The 21,791-nt window shown below is 53.5% G+C and carries 14 protein-coding genes and 1 riboswitch; of the genes, 9 read left to right on the top strand and 5 right to left on the bottom strand.

The window, feature by feature from the left end; all coding sequences use genetic code 11:
* Positions 1-280 precede the first annotated feature (280 nt).
* The gene (locus IQ273_RS05125; protein WP_194022093.1) at positions 281-1,870 is read right to left on the bottom strand and encodes a serine/threonine-protein kinase; all 1,590 of its coding nucleotides are present in this window, start codon (positions 1,868-1,870) and stop codon (positions 281-283) included.
* A 459-nt stretch (positions 1,871-2,329) separates the two neighbouring features.
* Between IQ273_RS05125 and pheT the strand changes: the two genes are divergently transcribed.
* Positions 2,330-4,768 carry a phenylalanine--tRNA ligase subunit beta gene (gene pheT / locus IQ273_RS05120; protein WP_194022092.1) on the top strand — a complete coding sequence of 813 codons (2,439 nt, stop codon included), beginning with the start codon at positions 2,330-2,332 and terminating at the stop codon, positions 4,766-4,768.
* Between the two features lie 135 nt (positions 4,769-4,903).
* Positions 4,904-5,293 carry a pentapeptide repeat-containing protein gene (locus IQ273_RS05115; RefSeq protein WP_194022091.1) on the top strand — a complete coding sequence of 130 codons (390 nt, stop codon included), beginning with the start codon at positions 4,904-4,906 and terminating at the stop codon, positions 5,291-5,293.
* Between the two features lie 129 nt (positions 5,294-5,422).
* Here IQ273_RS05115 and IQ273_RS05110 read toward each other — a convergent pair whose 3' ends face one another.
* Positions 5,423-6,103 carry a HupE/UreJ family protein gene (locus tag IQ273_RS05110; protein ID WP_194022090.1) on the bottom strand — a complete coding sequence of 227 codons (681 nt, stop codon included), beginning with the start codon at positions 6,101-6,103 and terminating at the stop codon, positions 5,423-5,425.
* Between the two features lie 20 nt (positions 6,104-6,123).
* Positions 6,124-6,297: riboswitch (cobalamin riboswitch) on the bottom strand.
* Between the two features lie 132 nt (positions 6,298-6,429).
* Between IQ273_RS05110 and IQ273_RS05105 the strand changes: the two genes are divergently transcribed.
* The 3 genes from IQ273_RS05105 (at position 6,430) to IQ273_RS05095 (ending at position 14,309) form a co-directional block, all read left to right on the top strand.
* On the top strand, positions 6,430-8,076 hold the full coding sequence (locus tag IQ273_RS05105; RefSeq protein ID WP_194022089.1) for an AarF/ABC1/UbiB kinase family protein: 1,647 nt from the start codon (positions 6,430-6,432) through the stop codon (positions 8,074-8,076).
* A gap of 445 nt (positions 8,077-8,521) precedes the next feature.
* The gene (locus tag IQ273_RS05100; protein WP_194022088.1) at positions 8,522-11,320 is read left to right on the top strand and encodes a TIR domain-containing protein; all 2,799 of its coding nucleotides are present in this window, start codon (positions 8,522-8,524) and stop codon (positions 11,318-11,320) included.
* A gap of 82 nt (positions 11,321-11,402) precedes the next feature.
* Positions 11,403-14,309 (top strand): C1 family peptidase, encoded by a 2,907-nt coding sequence (locus tag IQ273_RS05095; protein ID WP_228052361.1) that lies wholly within the window; start codon positions 11,403-11,405, stop codon positions 14,307-14,309.
* A gap of 584 nt (positions 14,310-14,893) precedes the next feature.
* Here IQ273_RS05095 and IQ273_RS05090 read toward each other — a convergent pair.
* On the bottom strand, positions 14,894-16,324 hold the full coding sequence (locus tag IQ273_RS05090; protein WP_194022087.1) for an FAD-binding domain-containing protein: 1,431 nt from the start codon (positions 16,322-16,324) through the stop codon (positions 14,894-14,896).
* A gap of 155 nt (positions 16,325-16,479) precedes the next feature.
* Between IQ273_RS05090 and IQ273_RS05085 the strand changes: the two genes are divergently transcribed.
* The 3 genes from IQ273_RS05085 (at position 16,480) to IQ273_RS05075 (ending at position 17,752) form a co-directional block, all read left to right on the top strand.
* The gene (locus tag IQ273_RS05085; protein WP_194022086.1) at positions 16,480-16,644 is read left to right on the top strand and encodes a hypothetical protein; all 165 of its coding nucleotides are present in this window, start codon (positions 16,480-16,482) and stop codon (positions 16,642-16,644) included.
* Between the two features lie 283 nt (positions 16,645-16,927).
* Positions 16,928-17,113, top strand: coding sequence for a DUF4278 domain-containing protein (locus IQ273_RS05080; RefSeq protein WP_194022085.1), 186 nt, complete (start codon positions 16,928-16,930; stop codon positions 17,111-17,113).
* 339 nt (positions 17,114-17,452) lie between these two features.
* Positions 17,453-17,752, top strand: a complete 300-nt coding sequence (locus IQ273_RS05075; protein WP_193968448.1) for a ferredoxin — start codon at positions 17,453-17,455, stop codon at positions 17,750-17,752.
* Between the two features lie 124 nt (positions 17,753-17,876).
* Here the strand turns inward: IQ273_RS05075 and IQ273_RS05070 are convergent, their stop codons facing one another.
* Positions 17,877-18,386, bottom strand: coding sequence for an inorganic diphosphatase (locus IQ273_RS05070; protein WP_194022084.1), 510 nt, complete (start codon positions 18,384-18,386; stop codon positions 17,877-17,879).
* Between the two features lie 798 nt (positions 18,387-19,184).
* A complete protein-coding gene (locus IQ273_RS05065; RefSeq protein WP_228052360.1) occupies positions 19,185-19,595 on the bottom strand; it encodes a resolvase in 411 nt (136 codons plus the stop codon).
* 150 nt (positions 19,596-19,745) lie between these two features.
* Between IQ273_RS05065 and IQ273_RS05060 the strand changes: the two genes are divergently transcribed.
* Positions 19,746-21,707: an FAD-dependent oxidoreductase gene (locus IQ273_RS05060; RefSeq protein ID WP_194022083.1), complete on the top strand. Its 1,962-nt coding sequence runs from the start codon at positions 19,746-19,748 to the stop codon at positions 21,705-21,707.
* Positions 21,708-21,791 lie beyond the last annotated feature (84 nt).

The raw sequence follows: 21,791 nt of genomic DNA, 5'->3' as shown, positions 1-21,791 counted from the left end.
GGGTCATTGTGGCTGTTCCCGCTGCGGTCATTATCAAAGAGGCTTTAGTGGCGCTGCGCAACGCTCCCGCTCCAGTTTTGAACGCTGAACCCGTTGATACCTCTAGCGCTGGTTCAACTCAGACGCAGGCGGCTGCCCTGCCCTAGGGCGTGTCATCGGTCCTAGCTATACTCCTGATGCCCTCAGCGTTGTCGCACCCAATCCAAAAAAGGCGAGGGGCTAAGGCAAGAGGCTGTAACCGCTGATGCTCGAACTATCAGCCATTAATGGATGCCAGCCCCTAGAGCACGCCACGACGACCGTTGGGCATAACCGTTGACCAGTTAGTTCGAGCGCTAGCGAGCTGATCATCAGAGATCAATGCGCCCGTGAGGTCGGCTCCACAGAGGTTAGCGCCGCGCAGGTTGGCATTAGAAAGACAGGCGTGGGCTAGATTTGCGCCGCGAAGGTCGGCTCCTTCTAAATTGGCATAGTGGAAGTAGGCCTTGACCAGCTTAGCGTTGCGTAGGGTGGCCCGGATCAGGTTAGCGCGGCCAAAGTTGGCGTTGCTGAGGTCAGACCCCTGGAAGTTGGCGCTGGGCAACTTGGATTGGTTAAAGTTGACCTCCACCAGTAGCGTGCGCTGCAAATCGAGGTCTTTGAAGGTTTGCAGCGAGAAGTCGCGCCGCCCCTTGGTGTATTTTTGCTTGACATCGTCTGAGGTCAGCAGGGTAGCAGGGGCTACTTTAGGCCGGGGAGAAGGTGTCCCATTGCGGCTGGGTACCAGGGGAGCGACGCTCTTGGCCCCCGAATGCGATCGCTCGCGCCTGGCTCGAATCGCCGCCGCCATCCGAGATGAGGGAGAACCGCCAGAATTGCTGATAGACGGATGGCTGGAAGAATTGCTGACCGGTCCGCTGCTGTTCGTAAACCCATTGCTGTTCGGCCCCGCTGCCGAGGGAAAGGCCATATTTTGGGCCAAACTCTCCATATAGGGCTCTAGATCTAGATCGCGGTGAATGGCCGCTACGCTTTGGTAGCGGTGCTTCACCGAAATTTCCAGCATTTTTTGCAGCACCCCAGCGAAGTGGTCGCTAATGTGTACCTGCTCGCGCCACAGCAGTTCCCCCGTATTGGGGTCGTAGTTGAGATCCTTGGGTGCTTTGCCCGCCAGCAGATAAACGCAGGTGACCCCCAGAGCATAGATGTCGCTGGCGTATACCGGGCGCATGGCCATTTGCTCGGGCGGTGCATAGCCGGGGGTGCCAATGGCGTAGGCAGTGAGGGCCGTCTGGTCAGAGTTGGCGGCCTGGGTTGGGTTGACCTTGTCTTTTACTGCGCCAAAGTCAATCAGCACCAGTTTTTTATCCTGGTCGCGGCGAATAATATTGGCGGGTTTAATGTCGCGGTGAATGACGTGGTTGTCGTGAACGTACTGCACCATCGCCAAAATTTCGCTCAAGAACTGCTTCACCCCCGCTTCGGTAAAGGGGCCACCGCGCTTGACTTCCTGCTGAAGCGTGAGTCCGTTGATATATTCCTGCACCAAAAAGAACTCTTGATCGCTTTCAAAGTAATCAAGCAGGCGAGGCAGCTGGGGATGGTTGCCAATCATTCCCAAAATTTTGGCTTCCCGCTTAAATAGATCGCGGGCCATTTCGAGGATGTGGGGAGCCTCGGCCGACGGGCGCAGCTGCTTAATGACGCAGGGAGGTTTGCCCGGCAGCAGTTCATCGCGGGCTAAGAACGTAGCACCAAAGCCGCCCCGCCCCAGGGCGCGAATCATGCGATAACGGCCCCGCAGCAGCAGCTCTGCCCCACAGTTTTGACAATGGCTGACCGTGGGGGGGTTTTTTGGCTTTGAACAGTCGGGTTGAATGCAGTAGCTCATGCGGCCCAGGATGGTGGATATCTAGACGAGGCCCGAAGACTACGCCTGGGGTTGAGTTAACCAGCAGCGGGGCAGTTTAGATGGGGGCCACAACGCCGACAATGCGGGAGTTGTGAGGGCCAGTCCCATGCGGTAATGCCACATTACCCCAATTGTTCCCTCTTTCAGAGAGGGGTTATAGCATTCACCCACAGGGATATATACTTCCGCCCAAAATCGCAGTGAAATGTAAAAAATCGATGAACCCTTGATCCCCAGGCGCAGTTGTGCGCCAGTAGAATGCTGGGCCGGGGTCGCCCTTGGGTAGATGCAATGCCCACGGGGTAGAATGTTTGGGCAAATATATCAAGTTCAGCTCGGAATCTGTAGGTTTCCCACCGGCCAAACTCCACTTCTGGACTTGGATGAGGTTTAACCTACAGCGTTTCAGCTTTTTTTAGCGGTCAAACTAGCCCTACCATGCGCATATCTCTCAACTGGCTCAACGAATACGTCAATGTTCAGCTTTCTCCAGAAGAGCTAGCCGATGCCCTAACTATGGCAGGCTTTGAGGTAGAAGACATTGAAGATAGACGCACTTGGGCTGATGGCGTGGTAGTGGGTCGAGTGGTAGATCGCACCCCGCACCCCGATGCCGATAAGCTTAGCGTTTGTGTGGTGGATATTGGCCAGGCCGATAGGTCAACTATAGTGTGCGGAGCCGCCAATGTGCGCGCCGATATCTACGTGGCGGTGGCGACGGTGAATACGCATTTGCCCGTTGTCGATCTCACTATTAAGCCTCGCAAGCTGCGCGGGGTGCCCTCCGAGGGCATGATTTGCTCTCTGGCTGAACTGGGTTTGGCGAAGGATTCGGAGGGTATTCATATTTTTGCGGCCGAGGAGCTGGAGCTAGGGCAAGACGTGCGCCCTTTGCTGGGTCTCGATGACATAATTTTGGATGTCACCTCCACCGCTAACCGGGCCGACGCCCTGAGCATGGTGGGCATTGCCCGTGAGGTAGCGGCGATTACAGGAGCAACGCTGCGTCTGCCCGTTACCCCATCTCCGGCGATACCTGAGAATCAGGCGGCTTTGGCGATCGCCCTCACCGATGAGAAAGCCTGCCCCATTTACATGGGTACGGTGCTGGAGAATATTGAACTGGGGCCGTCTCCCCAGTGGTTGCAGCAGCGCCTGGTGGCGGCGGGCACCCGGCCTATTAACAACGTGGTAGATATCACCAACTATGTGCTGCTGGAATGGGGTCAGCCGCTGCACGCCTTCGATCGCGATCGCCTGCCCACTACCGGCGATGGGTTAACCCTGGGGGTTCGCTATGCCCAGCCTGGCGAAACCCTGGTGACGCTAGATAGCCAGAAGCGTCAGCTCCAGCCGGAAACGCTGCTGATTACCGCTAACGATCAGCCTGTGGCTCTGGCCGGGGTAATGGGCGGTGAAGCCACCGAAGTGCACGACGGTACCCAGGCCATTCTGCTAGAGGCCGCCTTTTTTGATGCGGCAGCGATTCGTAAATCGGCCCGCAGTCAGGGGTTGCGTACGGAGGCTTCGGCTCGCTATGAGCGGGGGGTCAACCCGGCTGAACTGGGGCTGGCCTGCGATCGCGCCCTCCAGCTGCTGCAGGAGCTAGCCGGGGCCACCGTGGTGGCTCAAACCGTGGGTACTACAGCCCTCGGGGCCGCTATTCCCGAACGGGTGCTGACCCTGCGGTTGGGCCGGGTGGCTCAGCTGTTAGGCAAAGTTGTCAATTTGGGGGATACGCCTCAGGAATTGCCGCCTGAGACCATTCAGCGGCTATTGGAAACGCTGGGCTGCCAGGTAGCGCCTGCCGACGACGCAGGGGTGTGGGCTGTGACGGTGCCCGCCTACCGCTACCGCGACCTGGAGCGCGAGGTCGATTTAATTGAAGAGGTTGCCCGCCTCTACGGCTACAACCATTTTGCTGACACCCTGCCCCAAAGGGCGGTGGGGGGCTACCTCTCGGTGGAAGCGGCCCTGCGGCGTCGGTTGCGGGAGGCCTTTCGGGCGGCGGGGCTGACCGAGCTGCTGCATTACTCGTTGACCAAGCCAATTAGCGATCGCCAGGTTACTCTGGCCAACCCACTGTTTCCTGAATATTCTGCCCTGCGACAGGATTTAGTCGATGGTCTGATCGAGGCCTACGCCTTTAACCTCAACCAGGGCAACGGCCCCCTCAACGGCTTTGAGATTGGCCATATTTTTTGGCAGGACGACGACGGCATCCACGAAGCCGAGGCGGTGGGCGGCATTGTCGGCGGTGACGGGCAATCGAGCCAGTGGGTAACCGGCGGCCAAGACCAGCCCCTCACCTGGTACGAGGCCAAGGGCATTTTAGACAGCGTATTCCATCGCCTGGGGCTGGCGGTTGACTACCGGGCCGATAGCACCGACCCGCGTTTTCACCCCGGCCGCACGGCGTCGCTGTGGGTGCGGGGGCGGCTAGAACTAGGGCGGTTTGGCCAGCTGCACCCACAACTGCGCCAGCAGCGCCAGCTGCCCGCTGAGGTGTATGTGTTTCAGCTCAACTGGTCGGCGCTGGAGACCTGCCTGGTGCCGGTGCTGCAAAAGTCGGCCAAGTTTGCGGCCTACTCGACCTTTCCGGCCAGCGATCGCGACTTGGCCTTCTACGCGCCCCTAGAGGTACCCGTAGCTGACTTGACCACCGCCATGGCTAAAGCCGGAGGCAAACTGCTGGAATCTGTCGATTTATTCGATGAATACCGGGGTGAAACCGTGCCCGAGGGACAGCGCAGCCTTGCTTTTCGCCTGGTTTATCGCTCCCCGGATCAAACCCTGACCGATGACACCGTCGACCCCGTCCACCAAAAAGTACGCGCCGCGTTAGAAAAGCAGTTTAAGGTCACCCTGCGGAGCTAAGGGACGATTAGATTTGATCGGACAGAAGGGGAAACGCCAACAGCAGCGGTGCCTACCCGCTTAAAGGATGGTTACAACTGTGGTGCACCCCAGCGGTCTGCCCCTAAGCTAAAGAGGTCTATTCCCATATTTGCCATGACTCAGCCTGCCCCTGCTGCCAATATTGCCACGGCTCCTGCTTTGCTACACGCCTACGCCACCGGGCAGCGCACCTTTAGCAGCGTCATTCTCTCAGAGGTTGACCTCAGTCAGGCAGACCTCAAGGGGGCAGACCTCAGCTACGCCGACCTGAGTGGTAGCGACTTGAGGGGCGCTAACCTGCGGGGAGCCGACCTTAGCTACGCCAATCTGGCCGAGGCCAACCTGACCGAGGCCGACCTGCGGGGAGCCATGTTAATTGGTACTAACCTGAAGACGGCTAACCTGACAGGGGCCTGCCTGACCTCAGCAGACTACGACCCCCAAGAAACGCACTTTCCGAATGGGTTTGACCCGGTGCAGCAGGGCTTGAAAAGCGATCGCTAGGCTCCCCCAAGAAGTCTCCCTTAACCATGATCGGACGCAGCACCAGGCCTATCAGAGATGGACCTGGTGCTGCCTAGCTGGCGGCACCGCTTAGAATATCGGGGGTATCCTAGGAGATAAGGATGCGTTTTAAACCGGCAGTACTGCGTTGAGCAGCGCTGTCGCCAGAAAAGTAGCGCCAATGCCGCAAATAACCAGGCCCGCTGGCTGGATCGAAAACGCGTTTGTACGTTGGGTTAGCTGCCGCCCAATTACAAAGGCCGTCACCGCGATCGCCATCTGCACCACCGTAAACCCGGCTAGATAGGCAGCTAAGGGCACGGTTTGAGCCCCAAAAACGGCCTCGCCGTAGGCAAACCCGTGAAATAGTCCTGCGATCGCCGCCAACCCAGCAACCACAGCACTTTGGGGCCGATTCTTAAGCGCCAGCAGCACGCCAAACCCCAGTACCGATCCAGCAATAATCAGCTCAGCCATCGGTAGGGTGATCGCCGCCAGGTGGAGCCCCGTTCCGGCCATGGCTGCCAGCACGAAGGCAACGGGAATGACGATGCCCCACGTGCTTACCGCCGCTAGCAAGCCCACGGCCACCACAAAGGCTAAGTGATCAAGCCCAATGATTGGGTGGCCCAAGCCCGACAAAAAGCCCTCCGCAAAAGTGCTAGGCACCTGACCGCCCAGCGGGTGGTGGGCCAGGCTGGGCAACGGCAGCAGCAGTAAGGCCGCGATCGCCCCCACAACCCCACGGCTTAGCCGATTCGACAACAAATTGGCCCCGATTGATTTCAAGGCAGAAAAGTAGTGATTCATCCGTACCTCGCAGACGAAGAAAGATCAACAGTGCGATCGGCGGGCATTCTGGCTCGGTCATTTTGGTGTTGAACAGACTAATCTGCTGAGCAAAAATGACCTTACAGCTGCGGGACAGCGGCAGGCTTACACTGCACTTTCCCCGTTGCCTCCAGTGGCTGATCCCCACCAGAACCGACAGCGCCCAAGCATCATAACACCGGGTGAATGCCGCCCTGCCGCTGGTTTATCAATAGTCACTTGAACCAACTCAGCTGGATAGGTCTCAAGTGACAAAGCCTTAACGTCAGTGCGTTAGCATCGATCCATCTGTATCCCAGTTTCCAATGGTTTCATCGTCTCGTTTGACCCGGCAAAGAGAAATCGTCGAAGTCGTGCTGAGCCACGGCTGGGACTACATGCGGCGGCTACTGGTCGGGGGGCAAGCCGACGAGCCCGAGCTGCCGCCCCCGGCGGTGCTGCGCAATATCTTGACCGACCTAGGGCCGGTATACGTCAAGCTGGGCCAGCTATTGAGCACTCGTCCTGACCTCATGCCCCCGGCGTATATTGAAGAACTCAGCAGCCTACAAAGCACGGTTCCGGCCGTAGACCCTGAGGAGATTGAAATCCACATCCGCCAGTACCTCGCCCGCTCCCCGGAGGATTTATTTGAGCGGCTGGAATATTTCGCGATCGCGGCGGGTTCAATCGCCCAAACCCACAAGGCCGTGCTCAAAGATGGTCGGCAGGTAGCCCTCAAGGTGCAGCGCCCCGGCATTGAGCGTCAGGTCGAGCGCGACATGACGTTAATTCGCGATATTGCGCGGCTGGTGTCGGCGACCCAGTTTGGCCAGCGCTACAACGTGGTCGATTTGGCCGAAGAATTTGCCGATGCCCTCAATGCCGAACTCGATTTCACCACCGAAGCGGCCTATACCGATCAGCTGCGGAGCAATCTCTCCAAAAGCGCCTGGTACGACGCCAGCCAGCTGGTCGTACCGGAAATTTATTGGGATCTAACCAACTCCAAGATTATGGCGATGGAGTGGCTGGAGGGCACCCCCCTGCTCAAGGCCGACCTGCGGGTCGAAGATATCCACAGCGACAGTGTTGGTCTGCGGGCAAAAGCCACTACTCTGCTGTTTCGGGCCTTTTTCAAGCAATATTTTGTCGATGGCTTCTTTCACGCCGACCCTCACCCCGGCAATATTTTTTACCTAGAAGACGGCCGCCTGGCCTTGTTAGACTGCGGCATGATGGGTCATATGGACCCTCGCACCCGCACCACGATGACTGAAATGGTGCTGGCCATTGTCAATAGCGATTCCCAGCGGTGCGCTCAGCTGACGCTGCAGCTGGCCGAACCCCTAAAGCCGGTTAACCTGGCCCGGCTAGAGAGCGACTACACCCGACTGCTGGGCCGCTACTATGGCCTAAGTTTGGAGCAGATTAACACCGCCGAAATTTTTGGCGAAATTCTAGCGGCGGGCATTCGCAACAATCTGCGCTGGCCCGCCAATGTGGGGCTGTTCACCAAATCGCTGGCCAACCTGGAGGGAGCCGCTCGCCAGTTCAACCCTGGCGTCAATCTAATTGATGAAGTGCGGCCGCTGATGGCCGACTTGTTTCGTCAGCAGCTGGTGGGAGACGATCCGCTGCTGGCGCTGCTGCGTACGGGGCTAGAATTTCGCAACCTGTCGCTAAGTTCGCCGCGTCAGGTAGGCTTCTTGCTTGATCGCCTCAGTTCTGAGCAGCTTACCTTTAACCTCAAGATTCAAGGTGTTGATGAACTGCGCCGCAGCCTTGACGAAGCCTCCAACCGCCAGTCGTTTAGCATTGTGGTGGCCGCTTTGATCGTGGGAGCAGCGATCGTCGCCACGGGCCGCCAGTCGCCCCAGGGGCAGATTCTTAGCATTGTTTTGTTTGCGGCGGCCAGCTTCTTTGGCCTGTGGCTGCTGTTTAGTATTGTGCGCCCCAGGCGACGGCGGTAAACAGCTATAAGGAGTTGAGGTAGGTAAAGAGACGATCAATTTCGCCGATCGAGTTAAGCTCCTCATATTCTTCTCGGGTGAGCATACCCAGCTTATTGTTTTAAGCAGATCCTCCAGCCAATTTTGAAATGCATTGGTGAACTTAAGGCACTGGTCTCTTATCAGGTAATGAACCGCTCAAATCTGTCCGAATTGCTGTCTATGCCCTGACTACTGAAAATTGGGCTGACTGTATCTACTTTTTGGAGATCTGCGAGGGCTGACTACAGCTTGTTGCAGTGAGATATGGGTACTGTACCTGGATTTTTAAAGGAAGCAAAGCTAAAGCTAAAAGCATTAATCTCTAAAGAGCTATAGATTGATATTGAATAATTATGGAATTTAAAGCGGGGCTGCCCAAAAAGACCATAATTAAGCCACTGGTGCCCTACCTCAATTTCCTCCTGTGGCTGATATTTTTATTTCTTACTCCCGTAAAGACATTGATTTTGCAAGAGTGCTGCATGAAGCTTTAAGCCGTAGTAAATACGATGCCTGGATTGACTGGCAGGACATTGCCCTGACGGCTGACTGGTGGGAAGAAATTAAGCGAGGGATTGAGTCGACAGATTCATTTGTCTTTGTGATTAGCCCCGACTCGATTCAGTCGAAGGTGTGCCGCCGGGAGATTGAACACGCCACCGCCCACAACAAACGCTTGGTGCCGATTGTACGGCGGCAAGGGTTCGATAAGGTGTTTATGCATGAGGGGCTGAGCCGCCACAATTGGATCATGTTTCGAGAACAGGATGACTTTGACCAAGCGTTTCAGTCTTTGGTACAGGCCATCAACCTAAATCTTCCCTATGTTCGTGCCCATACCCGCTTATTAACTCGGGCCTTGGAGTGGGAGCAGGCCCATCGGCGAGACGATTTACTTTTGCGCGGCCAAGATTTGCTGGAAGCCGAGCAGTGGTTGGAATCCGCGATCGCTAAAAAACAAGAACCTAAGGTGGCCGAACAGCACCGGATCTATCTTGACAAGAGCCGCGATGTGGAGGAGGCCAACCGGAGGCTACTAGAGACCGGCAAACAAGCACGACGGCTAAAGCGCGTGGGTGCGACGGTGCTGGGGCTCACCCTGGCGGTGACGGCAGGTACAGGTGTTGTCTTGTTACAGGCTTACCGGCACCTGCACTCTTTACAAATTCAGTCGGCGGTAGACAGAGCCAATCTTGCCTTTAGGGATAACCCTGATCGTTTCGATGCGCTCTTGCTATCGTTGCAGGCAGGACATCAGTTGCAACAAACCCGGCTACTGCAAAACCGGCCTGAGTTAGGGCTTAAAGTTGTAGAAGCCCTGACCCAAGCAGTATTTTGGGTCAAAGAAGTTAACCGTCTGGAGGGCCACACAGACACTGTTAACGGGGTGAGCTTTAGCCCTGATGGTCAGACCATTGCTACAGCTAGCTTTGATGGTACTGCAAAGATTTGGAAATCTACCGGTCAAGAGATTACTACTCTCGAAGGCCACACTGACACAGTTACAGGAGTGAGCTTTAGCCCTAAAGGGGATCTACTAGCCACAGCTAGTTTTGACCAAACAGCACGGCTCTGGACTCCTAAGGGGGAAGAGGTCGCAACCTTAAAAGGCCACACTGCTACGATCTGGGGCGCTAGTTTTAGCCCAGATGGTCAAACGGTGGCGACGGCTAGTGAAGACGGTACCGTCAAGTTTTGGAATTTGGAGGGGCAGGCTCTTCCCATTGTGCTTCAGGGAGGGGGAGGAGGAATTTACACAGTGAGCTTTTCTCCCGATGGTCAATCTGTTGCTACTGGCAATGCTGATGGCACCATTGAACTTTGGGATAGGGCAGGAAACAGGTCAGGTATCCTCAACGGTCCCGCTCCGATTGTTACTCAGGTTAGCTACATTGCCGATGGCCGCACATTAGCGTCGGCCAGTACAGACGGGATAGCCTTCTTGTGGAATTTAGAGTCTCTAGATGCTGAGCCCATAGCTTTAGTCGGACACGAAGATATTGTTCAAAGTATCGTTTTTAGCCCTGACAACCAATATGTCGCCACTGCGAGTAATGATGGCACCGTCAAAGTCTGGAACCGGCAAGGATTTCTCCTAGAAACGCTCAATGGCCATGAGGGTAGGGTTCTAAACCTCAGCTTTCGCCCCATAGACTCTTCCACCCCTGGTCAGCTAATCTTGGCTTCGGCCAGCACAGATAAGACAGTAAGGCTCTGGCAGTTAGGCCCAGGAAAAGCCCAGATCTTAAGTGGCCACCCAGATGATATTTATGCGGTTAGCTACAGCTCTGATGGGCAGTTTATAGCAACATCTGACCGTAACGGCCAAATTTTTATATGGAACAATCAAGGCAAAAAGATCAGAGTTATCTCCAGCCTAAATGGGGCTGGAGGTTCTGTAAACGGGCTGGACTTTAGCCCAAAGGAACAGCTCCTTGCTTCCGCTAGCAGTAGTGGAGTAGCTCATATCTGGGATATGAATGGCACTTTGATCTCTTCATTGAAAGGGCATACAGATATTGTTTTGAGCGTCAGTTTTAGTCCTTCAGGCCAAAATATTGCGACCTCTAGCTATGACGGTACAGCTAAGCTCTGGGATATAAAGGGCAATTTGTTGACGGAAATGAAAGGGCATACAAATGGGGTCCAAAAAGTTGTGTTTAGTAATGATGGCAAATTTTTAGCCACCGCCAGTGAAGATGGCACTGTTAAAGTTTGGAACCAGAGTGGGCAGATTATTCACTCTTTTGATGCTGCATCTGGATCGGTTTATAGCGTTGTTTTTAGCCCAGACAACTTAACCGTAGCAGCGAGTGGTGCAGACAACTTGACTCGAGTATGGGATCTAGCAAAACCAGATGAGCCCATTGCAGTCTTAGAGGGGCACACAGCCCCGGTGTGGAGTATTGCTCTTAGTCCAGATGGACAGAGAATTGCCACTGCTAGTGATGACGGTGCGGTCAAACTGTGGCAAAAAGATGGCACGTTGATAACAACCTTTAAAGGGCATAGCCAGGGAGTCTATGCAGTAGATTTCAACCAAGATGGGACGGCTTTTGTGACTGGGGGTGCAGACGATAACATAATTGTTTGGGATATTAGCAACATCAGTCTAGATCAACTCATGGAAGAGGGCTGTGGCTGGGTAAGGGACTACCCAGCCCAACGCCGAACTGTTTCTGGGGGCGCAGAAGAATTGCCAACCACTTTCTGTTCTCTGTAAACTCTTGTAAAAATAGGTGTTACTTGTTTTCAAATCAAAGATTAATCGAAAAAACCTCTTACTAAATTAAAAGGCTCCCTAAATGTTTAGTGCAAATAGACCCCAAAAATTCACTGAAAAAGGTCTTGGCTGGGTTCCAGACAGCCCTGACGAAAGAGATTATGATCTCTATACAGAAATTACCAAGCAGTACTCAGATAATGACTCTAAAATTTCTCTTAGAAGAGTTCGTGACATTCTAAAGAGTATTGACAACCGTCTTCCTTTCGAAGCCAGGCAAGAAGTTGACCGCCTTTCAGAAGATCTAGAACAGTTTAACTTTGTCAAAGTCAATACGTACCAAGTCCTCTCCGAAAAGAAAAAAGACAGACGAGTTATATTGCTCAAGTTTCTTATGGTTTATTTTTATCAGAAAAATATAATATTTTCTAGGCCAGAGTTTGCCTCAGAGGAAGATGATTCGGCAGAGAAATTAAAAAAGATTAGTGTTATCAAAGCAGCTTTGAGAAACCGTGTAAAAAACAACTTAAAGGCCAGTATAGGAAAAAATAAAAAAGATGATCGAATAGATTTAGAGAAAGATAACTTCCTGGTCTTCTTAAATGAAGCTAATCGCTATTGGTCATGGCTCAACGATGAAGAATATGATTTTATACTGAGGGCATTAGTTGATGGATTTCAGGCTTGGGTGAACCTCTCAATTGAAAAAGTTGAGAATGAGCCCGGCAAAGATACAAAGCAGTACGCAATTCATGCTGATGGTATAGTTGGTATACAAACATACACATGGCTAAGGGAGTGGCTGAAGGTAGGCCCTCTTGAAGAAGACCGGTTGGAAGAAGAGAAACTTGATAGTGACACCGAACTGAAATCCTTCAGGCAAGCAGTATTCTCACGAGTTCCGTTTTCTACATCTTTGCCTTCGGATATGCTAAGAGCAGTGTTTGAACTACTCTTTGTGGAAGAACACAGACAACGATGCCAGGATCAAGGTGAAGAAGAGATTAACAAAATCGGGAAAGAGATTGGCTTACGTGTAGAGCAATTTGCACGAGAGAACTTCTTTGAGATAGAGCCTATTTTGTCGGTCATAACTTTAATCGCTGGGCCTGTAGGGTCTTACCCAAAAACACTGGGAACAGCTCTGGAAATTGCGACTAAAGTTTTTCTCTCTTTATTCAAATACCCAAAAAAATATGATGATAAGACTAATCTCTTACTAGGTGCTAGCCAAGACTCAAAGCAAAAGCCTCCTATTTACTCACTAGGGCAGACGATTCAGCTACCCGATAAAGACTTTATTGCGCTTGAAGAAGAGCAAAAAAATCTCGATCGATTGAAAGAGTTGTCAAAAGAGTCTGTTGACCTCTCTGTTCAAAGAATTAAAATTTATTTCAAAGAGACATTCAGAAGGGACTTGTTAGCCGTTAAAGCTTTAGTAATAAAAGTGAATCTGAAAGACTCTCAGTCACAAGAATTGTCAGAATCTTTCAAGATAGAGCTAAAGAAACTTTGTGACTCAGCTTATTTTCTCGGAAAAATCTATAGGGTTGTGGCTTTTCTAAACTCTAAGTCAGTTGCCTCCACACCAGATGAAAACAAAGAAAAACAACCTACCCAGGGTGCTAACGGTGGCTTGGATAAAGCACCTACAGATTTAGAGAACGCATCCACAGACTTAGAGAACGCATCTAATTTAATTGAGAGAATCCAAAACTTAAACAAAAAAGCTGAAAAATTAGAAGGTGATCCTGTCACGTGGTTTGCTGAACAAACTGAAGCAGACTCCAAGAAAGAAAATGATTTCTTGGTTACTTTTAATGCACTCATCGAACTTCTTGATGAACATGAATTAGATGCTCAACAGCCTAAAGCTACTCAAGAAAACAGTAGATTTAAGGATCTGGTAACCCTTGAACTGACGGATGAGCACGTTGGATCAGTTCCCATATCTCATTCATCGGGTCAAACGATCAGTGCAAGTGATAGGCTAGCTGTCAACTCCTCAGGCAGCCCAAGCAATAGTGAGATCAACCAGTGGCTTTTCCCCAGTTATCTGGTGCCTGGTGGGGCAGATCTGTTAAAGAATCGAAAGGCTGCTAGGAGAAGGTTTGAATCTGTAGAAGGTAAAGATAATCCGCCACCGCCTGATATAAGAACCTATACCTATCTTCCCCAAATAGTAGACTTAAGCCTCTGGTGCTCTCCAATTTATGACCAGGGGTCGTTACAGTCTTGTTCTGCTCAAGCGGGGGCTGCGCTGGTTGAATACTTTGCGCGAAGGTATGGCGGCGGCAATAAAGATGTCTCTCGAAGGTTTCTCTATAAAATTGCTCGTAACCTGATGGGGCGTACTGGCGACTCTGGATCTTCGCTGCGAGAAACTATTAAGGCGATGGCCCTATTTGGCGTGCCTCCAGAAAATTACTGGCGCTATGACACCGACAATTTTGACGAGGAGCCAACACCGTTTTGCTACTCCTTTGCCCAGAACTACCAAGCACTAAACTACTTTCGCATTGACCAGCCAAATATAATGGGGGATGAACTGCTAACTCGTATCAAGATCGCTCTGGCAGCAGGCTTCCCATGCACGTTTGGCTTCACACTGCATGAGTCCATTCATGACCCATTTAATGTTAAGCGAGGGTACATCCCCTACCCGGGTAAGTCAGAATGTGGCCTCTCAAAACCTGATATGCCGGTCGGGGGGCATGCTGCCTTAGCTGTTGGCTACCACGACTTTAAGAGAATCATGAAATCTAACAACCCTCAAGAATTCTCTCAAGGAGCCTTCCTGATTAGGAATTCGTGGGGAACAAGTTGGGGACTTAGCGGATATGGGTGGCTGCCCTATGATTATTTGCTGCAAGGTCTGACCTCCGACTGGTGGTCTCTCATCAAACTAGAGTGGCTAGAGAGTGGAAAGTTTGGTCTGGGGGGAGCAAGAAGCTTTGGAAAATGTGATAGGACTAAAGGTGCTTGTTGAGTTAGCTGGTATATGCGATGCGGCTTCAGGTACAGCTAGAGCGCCGCTGACTAATATCTACCTTGCCGTTAGTCGCTTTGCTAGGTGGTACTCCGGCTTCCCCCAATACTCTCGTTTGTGGAAGCAGTTTGGGATTTGGGCTCCCTTCGTGGCCAGTTGCAGTCATAGGGGTTCCTTGTATCAATACGACACATCATCCAACACTCCAGACAGTTTTGCGGTGGGGATTGGAGAAAAATTACCCACTGCATAGAGTGCAAGTGTACAGCTCCAGCACCAGTTTCTGATGAACGCTGATGGCTACGATTTTCGTTGTTGACAAGGCCAACTACAGGTCCTGGTTTTGTGCCGGTGGGGCATCTCTAACAGTAGCCGCGAGAGGACATGACCTATCACTCCTCCTATGACCAAAAAGCGAACCTCATTGCCCAGGTCGAGCAGTTTTAAGCCCGAATCAATGCCGACCCGGTTGCTTTGGCAGACTGCTTATGGGTTAAATTAAACTCGGATCCAAAAGAAGAAAAGCTACGGGTTTCAACCTAGAAGAGTTTTATTTTATCTGTCACCCTAAGCCTTGCCTCTGGTTAAGTCCTTTGGGCTTTGTACTTGTCTTTAAACAACGCCTGCTGGGTTTTGTGGTCGACAATAGGGGCTGGGTAGTCGCCGCGATCGCCCGCCGCAATCTTCCCGGTCACCAGGGCTCCGGTATCCAGCGACCTGAGTTCGGGTACCCACTGGCGAATGTATTCGGCCTCAGCGTCATACTTTTGGGCCTGACTGGCGGGGTTAAAAATCCGCAGCGGTTTGGGGTCCATGCCGCTAGAGGCACTCCACTGCCAGCCGCCATTGTTGGCCGACAGATCGCCGTCTACTAAATGCTGCATAAAGTATTTCTCGCCCCACTGCCAGTTGACAATCAGGTCTTTGGTCAGAAAACTGGCCACAATCATGCGGCAGCGGTTGTGCATCCAGCCAATCTCGTTGAGCTGGCGCATGGCGGCATCCACAATCGGGTAACCAGTACGCCCCTCGCACCAGGTGGCAAAGTGGTCTTCATTGTTGACCCAGGGAAAATCTTTTAGGGGCGATCGGTAGGGACCATCAGCCAGCTCCGGGAAAAAGTACATCACGTGCTGATAAAACTCGCGCCAGGCTAGCTCCTGCTGCCAGGTCTGCACGTTGTCGCGGGTTTCGTCGCTGCGGCTGCGGCTGTAGGCGGCATCGGCGGCGGCCCATACAGTGCGAATGCCCACGGCTCCAAACTTCAGCGCCGCACTCAGACGCGAGGTGCCATCCACAAAGGGAAAGTTGCGCTGCTCGTCGTAAGCGGCAACGGCGCGATCATCGGCGCAAAATGCCTCTAGCCGATCCAGCGCCCCCTGCTCTCCAGGCTCTACCGGAAACCCGTTTTGCCAGCTAAAGCCCAAATCTGCGGCGCTGGGCAGATCGATGCAGCCGACCGTCTTCGCCGCCTTGTTCTGTTTGGCGCTCAGGGGTTGCAGCCCTTTGGGGCCTGGCAGCGGGTCGGCCTTAGCCCGCCGAATCCAGTTGCGCCAGAAGGGGGTGTAGACGGAGTAAGGGTCGCCTGCCCCGGTGCGCACCTCTCCTGGGGCGTGCAGCAGCTGATCCCAAAAGGTAGTGTGAAATTCTATACTGGCTTCCTTGAGCGCCTGGGCAACACAGGTGTCGCGCTGGCGCGAGTAGGGTTCTACATCGCGGTTCCAGTAGATCGCGTCAACCTCTAGCGCCTGAGCAAGGGCCGGAATTTTTTGGCGTGGGTCACCCTGCAGAATCAGAAGCTGTCCGCCCGCCTCGGCGTAGTCTGTTTGTAGCGCGTTCAAGCAGCCAATCATGTAGGCCACTCGCGCCGGGGCTACGTCACCGTTTTGGAGAATGCTGGGATCAAGGCAGAACACACCCACAACCTGGGGAGTGCGATCGCGCGCCGCCGACAACCCCACATTGTCGCCCAGGCGCAGGTCGCGACGGTGCCAAAACAACACTAAATCGGCCATGGATGCAGCCCCAACGTCCTTTGCAAACAGCTCCCATCAAAGAATATTAAGTATAACGACATTAGCGATCGGGGTTGGGCAGCTTCTATGATGGGGCAGCTTCTATGATGGGGCAGCTTCTGTCTGCAAGCCAAGCCTTTTTGAGGAGATCAACCATGCTGCAAAACAAGCAAATCGTCATGAGCACCTTTAATGGCTACCTTGATTTTTTATCGGAAAGCCAGCCAGCCATTTCCCCCGACACCGCCTGTCAGGTTGCGGCACTGCTAACCCAGGCCGAGTTCAATCTTCAGGTCGCTGAAAACAGTCGTAAGTCCTAGGCGGTTTTTTGAAAAAAGGAAAAGCTTTAGGGGCAAGGGCCTCTAAAGGTACGAAAAGTCTAGAGTTAGCGCCCTGCCCTTACCCCTGAAGCTAGGTATTTAATCATTCGGTCTGGACTGATAAAAATTATGTCGGGCGATCGCCAGAATTGAAACCCAGGATCTCGCAAACTAAACTGTAAATATAGCTACAGTTTACTCAGCGAGTTTGCTCATTATTCGCGCAACCAGGCTGAGGGTAACGCTGCTGCTGTATCGATACCCTCAACGCGGAGTTTTTGTCATGAAGCTGTCCTATCGTGGTGCCCAGTACGACGTGCAGCTGCCCCAGGCGCAGATCGACAGCGTAGAAACCGCTGGCACCTATCGGGGAGCCCCGGCCACCTGGCGGCATGTTAACCGCCGTAAGAGCCATTATCATCAGGTCGAAATGACCTACCGAGGCGTTAAGTATAACCAGTCAATGTAGGCAACCCTTTTTTCACCTACGCTTGGGTCAGGCTGAACATTCAGCCTGACCCATTTTTTTTAGGCTATTTGTCTCAAATTACGGAGTCTCGATCATCCCTATGGCCACCACTGATCGTTTAGGATCCTGAAACCCATAAGCAAACCAATCCATTACCAATCGGTTTGATTACGAATCCCGTTCAGCCAAGCCTTAAAAAGGCAAGACAGGCTTCAGGTTTTCCCGTAGTATCAAGATTGTGTTAGATCTGCTCAGAGCAAATCCTGGAAACCTTATCCCAAGGCTGTTCTGTAGTTTATAGATCGACGTGAAATCTGTATTTGACGAGAGGATAGCACCATGGCAACCTTCAAGGTTACGCTGATCAACGAAGCTGAAGGGCTCAATCAAACCATCGACGTTGATGACGATACCTATATTCTTGATGCCGCCGAAGAGCAGGGCCTAGATCTGCCCTACTCCTGCCGGGCTGGGGCTTGCTCCACCTGCGCCGGTAAAATCACTGCTGGTACCGTTGATCAATCCGATCAGTCCTTCCTGGATGATGACCAGATTGGCGCTGGGTATGTGCTAACCTGCGTTGCCTACCCCACCTCCGACTGCACCATCATGACTCACCAGGAAGAAGAGCTCTACTAAACCTGATCGGCTTATTCCTGCCGTTGCAACCGGTGGGAATAGGCCCTCAAATGAGTTTTTAACCGATAAAAAGGCGCTGCTTAGAACTCTAAGCAGCGCCTTTTTTGTCTTAGGGAACGCAGCGCTACTTGGCTGCGGCTATGCACTGCTCTACCAAAGCCGCAACCTTGTCAACATTCTGCCAGCCCAAAATTTCGGTTACCTTCTTCTCCAGATTTTTGTAGGAGCGGAAGAATTCGGCGATCTCGTCTAACCGGTGGGGGGCTACGTCATCTAACGACTTAACGTTGACGTAGCGGGGGTCTTCAGCAGGCACGCAGAGGATTTTCTCGTCGCGATCGCCGCCGTCAATCATTTCCAGCATGCCGATAGGCCGCGATGCAATTACGCATCCCGGAAACGTAGGTTCATCCATTAGCACCATGCCGTCGAGGGGATCGCCATCATCGGCTAGGGTGTTGGGCACAAAGCCGTAGTCGTAGGGGTATTTCACCGACGAAAACAGCACCCGGTCAAGAATAAAGGCGTTTAGATCTTTGTCAAATTCATACTTATTTTTGCTGCCGCCGGTAATCTCTACCAGCACATTGATTAGTCCAGGCTCGGGCTGAGCTGGAATACGGGATAGATCCACAACAATACTCCAATGGATAACAAATAAACATCACGGACATGGCAGCAGGCCTGGATCCTCGCACCGCAAATAACAGCGGCCAAGCTCCAGCAAGTGCCCTTCCGACATAGTATTCTACGGGGCGATGACTCATTTTCCGCAAGGTTTAAGCCACGATCCCGCAGGTTAAGGCGATAGCGGAGAAGAGGCTGAAGCGTTGCCCACGCTTTATGTCAATAGATCGATCACTGAGTTACCAATGGATTAGGTGCTTTCCTAACGCCCCGCCGAAGCAGGTGCCGCAAAGGCGGGGGGTTGTTCAAGATTGGCTGTAGCTGATGAAAAATGGGCGACCATAAACAGCGGCAACGTTAGCGTCAAAACCGCAATTAATACGCCCAACACACTGGATGAAGGACTAGGAGGTTCCCCCGCAGGGGTGTCAGGTTGACTAGCAGAATCCATACATGCCATTACAGAAATCAACAAGGGATAGCTGTCTGAGGTTGGGGCAGAGCCACAAAAGCCCAGACAATCCCACATATCCAACCATCATCGGTGAGCCTCAGCTGAGGCCACCGCCATCGTGCGCTCGCCATGGACGAGATTATCGACGACACCGAGGTGGAAAACGGTTCCATCACAACCATAATGCAAGGTTATAGCAATCAATCCATGACATTGATCACCCCCAAGGCTTAACTTATGGCTAGATCTAGCCTACAGGTTTAAACCAATCTCGAATCTATCATTCCCGACCGTTTGCAGGAATTACGGATATTACGCTCCACGTCCTCATCCCTTCACCTTCTCATCCCCTCACTTCCCCTGCTCCTCCAGGAGTTTACGGATCGCTCGCAGTTCTTGAAGCATCTGCCGCATCAGATCGTGGGTGAGGGTTTCTTCGACAGGTTGTACCTGAATGGTGGGGTGCAGACCTAGTACTTCTTCAGCAAATCGCCGCACCTCTTGGGGGCGAAACTCTAGGGGAGCATCTTTATCTCGACGCACTTCGGGGTTGAGCTTGGTTTGGTCGTAGGGGGGGTTGAGTAGCTCGGGATCGGTGTTGGCGTAGCGATACACCGAGGCCCGCGATCGATTGAGATATTTTTGTACCGCTTCTACCGACAGAAGCGGTGTAGCCGCAGAGACTACACCGCTACCAGAGGAGGCATAGGGCACCGAATCGGCAGTAGAGGGGGTAGGCGCAAAGGTCGGGTCGGAGGTCATAGGGCGAGGCGAAAGCAAATCTGTGGCTACTTTACCAGGTTCATCTTGCCCCGGTGCGGCTTGTAACGGAGCATGCCAAAGGGCGATCGCAGTGGGAAAAGGTGTGCTACAACCGTGGCAGCGTCAACTAGATTTTGGTAGGACTTTGGTGTGAAGGGCGATCGCGGGCAGATTCAGCAGCATATTCGATGGCGAAAGCGATGGCGAAATCTATCGGGTCTAGCCGCCGTTATGTTTGGGGTTGGCGCGATCGCAGGGCTAAGCGCATCCCGCTGGTCTCCTACACCATCACCTGGGGCAGGCGGCGAGATTGCCCCGGCCCTGAAGCGGCCCCAGATACCTCAGCCAATGGTTTTTAATGGTCGCCCCCAAGTCGCCCCTTTGCCTAAGTTTGAAGACGTTTGGGAATGCCAGGTGGTCGTGGTGGGGGGCTCGCTGGGGGGAGTTGCTGCTGCCGCTCACGCTATGGCCACGGGGGCCACGACCTGTCTGATTGAAGTCGCGCCCTGGCTAGGGGGACAGATCAGCGCTCAGGGGGTGTCGGCTCTAGATGAATCGCTGAGAATGCGCCAGGCCAATAACCTGTCGCCTAGCTGGCAGCGATTTCGCCAAATTATCAAGCAGCAGGTAGCTGAGCTGCCCAGCTGGAGCCCCAGTGGCACATCGCGGTCGGTTGCTGATATCAACAGCTGTTGGGTGGGTACCCTCTGCTTTCCACCCCAGGTAGGGGCCAAGGCCGCCGAGCAGTTTTTAGCCGACACCAACCCCAGTGCTCCAGCCAGCCGCTGGGCCACCATGACCGCCTTCAAAGGGGCTGAGTTTGATGCCACAGGTCGCCGCATTACGGCAGTATACGGCGTACGACGGATTCCGAAAGATCCGGGCTACAGGCCCAAGGGGCGACTGTCTGAGGAGCTAGCCCACTGGTACAGCTGGTCCCCCACAGCTGAGTTCGACCGCATACCCGTGAAGCTACAGGCCCCGCCCGGCCAGCGCATGATTGTAATTGACGCCACCGATACCGGGGAGCTGGTGGCCTGGGCCAAGGTGCCCTATCGCCTGGGGTCTGAGTCGCAGGCCACCACCGGCGAGCCCAATGCCGCCGCTTTCGACAACCCCGACTGTACCCAGGCCTTTACCTACCCGTTTGCGATCGCCATTCAAAATGACCAGGGCGACAGCCTGGCGGCTCTATCGCGGCTCCAGCCCACCTACGCCCTCCATGAATACGAGTCCATCTTTGACCTGGAGGGGTTCCCGTTCTTTGCGGGCAAGAGCGTGTTTAACTATCGGCGCATCGTCAGTCAGACACGCGGCAACCCCTACACCAGCGCTCCAGCCTCCGGCGATATTTCTATGATGAACTGGAACCGGGGCAACGATTGGAACTGGGTAGACACACCTCTGGTGCTCAATGCGGCCGCACTGGAGGCCTCCGGGCAACACCAAAACTGGATGGGAGGCCTGTCGCAATCAGCTCTCAAATTTGGCGAAGAGAACGCCCTTACCTTTGCCCGCTGGCTGCTTGAAACCCAGTCTGGCCCAGATTATCCCTTGGCCTACCTCTACGGGAACGACAGCCCGATGGGCACGTTATCAGGGCTCAGTATGGTCCCTTATTTTCGCGAAGGACGCAGGATTGTGGGCCGCGCGGCCTATGGCCAAGATGAATTTATGATTCGTGAAAACGATCTCCGCTACGACTTTCCTGGTCAGCGAAACTTTAGTCCTACCGCTGTGGGCCTCACCCACTACGCGATCGATATTCACGGCTGCCGCTACCGCAATTGGCAACCCTCAGGAGAGGCGGTTAGCGCTCCGGCCCAAGAACCCCGCGTCAAGCCGGTGCAAATTCCGTTAGAAAGCCTGATCCCCCAGGGGATCGACAACCTGCTTATGGGTGGCAAAGCCATGGCCACGACCCATATTGCCAATGCGTCTACCCGCATTCACTACGGTGAGTGGCAGGCGGGAGCCGCTGCAGGGGTGACGGCTGGCTGGCTGGTGTCGCCTAACACGCCCGTCAGCGACCCAGCAGAGGTGATCCCCAGCGGCTCGATGGGGATGCTGCAAGAGACCATGCGGCTCCAGGGGCTCAAAACTAGCTGGTAAGACTGGCGGTTGACTGACCTAGACGGGGGCATCCCACTTTTGCAGATACCTACGGTCAGAATAACGAATTCACAAATTCTGGCT

The organism is Nodosilinea sp. LEGE 07298 (genome assembly GCF_015207265.1).
GTDB lineage: Bacteria > Cyanobacteriota > Cyanobacteriia > Phormidesmidales > Phormidesmidaceae > Nodosilinea.
Note: the sequence above shows the minus strand (reverse complement) of the source record. Positions and strands in the feature narration are given on the sequence as shown.

Excerpts from the sequence above, each read along its gene's own strand:
- IQ273_RS05115 (WP_194022091.1), top strand. The coding sequence starts at position 4,904 with ATGACTCAGCCTGCCCCTGCTGCCAATATTGCCACGGCTCCTGCTTTG.
- IQ273_RS05075 (WP_193968448.1), top strand. The coding sequence starts at position 17,453 with ATGGCAACCTTCAAGGTTACGCTGATCAACGAAGCTGAAGGGCTCAAT.
- IQ273_RS05065 (WP_228052360.1), bottom strand. The coding sequence starts at position 19,595 with ATGACCTCCGACCCGACCTTTGCGCCTACCCCCTCTACTGCCGATTCG.
- IQ273_RS05110 (WP_194022090.1), bottom strand. The coding sequence starts at position 6,103 with ATGAATCACTACTTTTCTGCCTTGAAATCAATCGGGGCCAATTTGTTG.
- IQ273_RS05090 (WP_194022087.1), bottom strand. The coding sequence starts at position 16,324 with ATGGCCGATTTAGTGTTGTTTTGGCACCGTCGCGACCTGCGCCTGGGC.
- IQ273_RS05085 (WP_194022086.1), top strand. The coding sequence starts at position 16,480 with ATGCTGCAAAACAAGCAAATCGTCATGAGCACCTTTAATGGCTACCTT.
- pheT (WP_194022092.1), top strand. The coding sequence starts at position 2,330 with ATGCGCATATCTCTCAACTGGCTCAACGAATACGTCAATGTTCAGCTT.
- IQ273_RS05105 (WP_194022089.1), top strand. The coding sequence starts at position 6,430 with ATGGTTTCATCGTCTCGTTTGACCCGGCAAAGAGAAATCGTCGAAGTC.
- IQ273_RS05080 (WP_194022085.1), top strand. The coding sequence starts at position 16,928 with ATGAAGCTGTCCTATCGTGGTGCCCAGTACGACGTGCAGCTGCCCCAG.
- IQ273_RS05095 (WP_228052361.1), top strand. The coding sequence starts at position 11,403 with ATGTTTAGTGCAAATAGACCCCAAAAATTCACTGAAAAAGGTCTTGGC.
- IQ273_RS05125 (WP_194022093.1), bottom strand. The coding sequence starts at position 1,870 with ATGAGCTACTGCATTCAACCCGACTGTTCAAAGCCAAAAAACCCCCCC.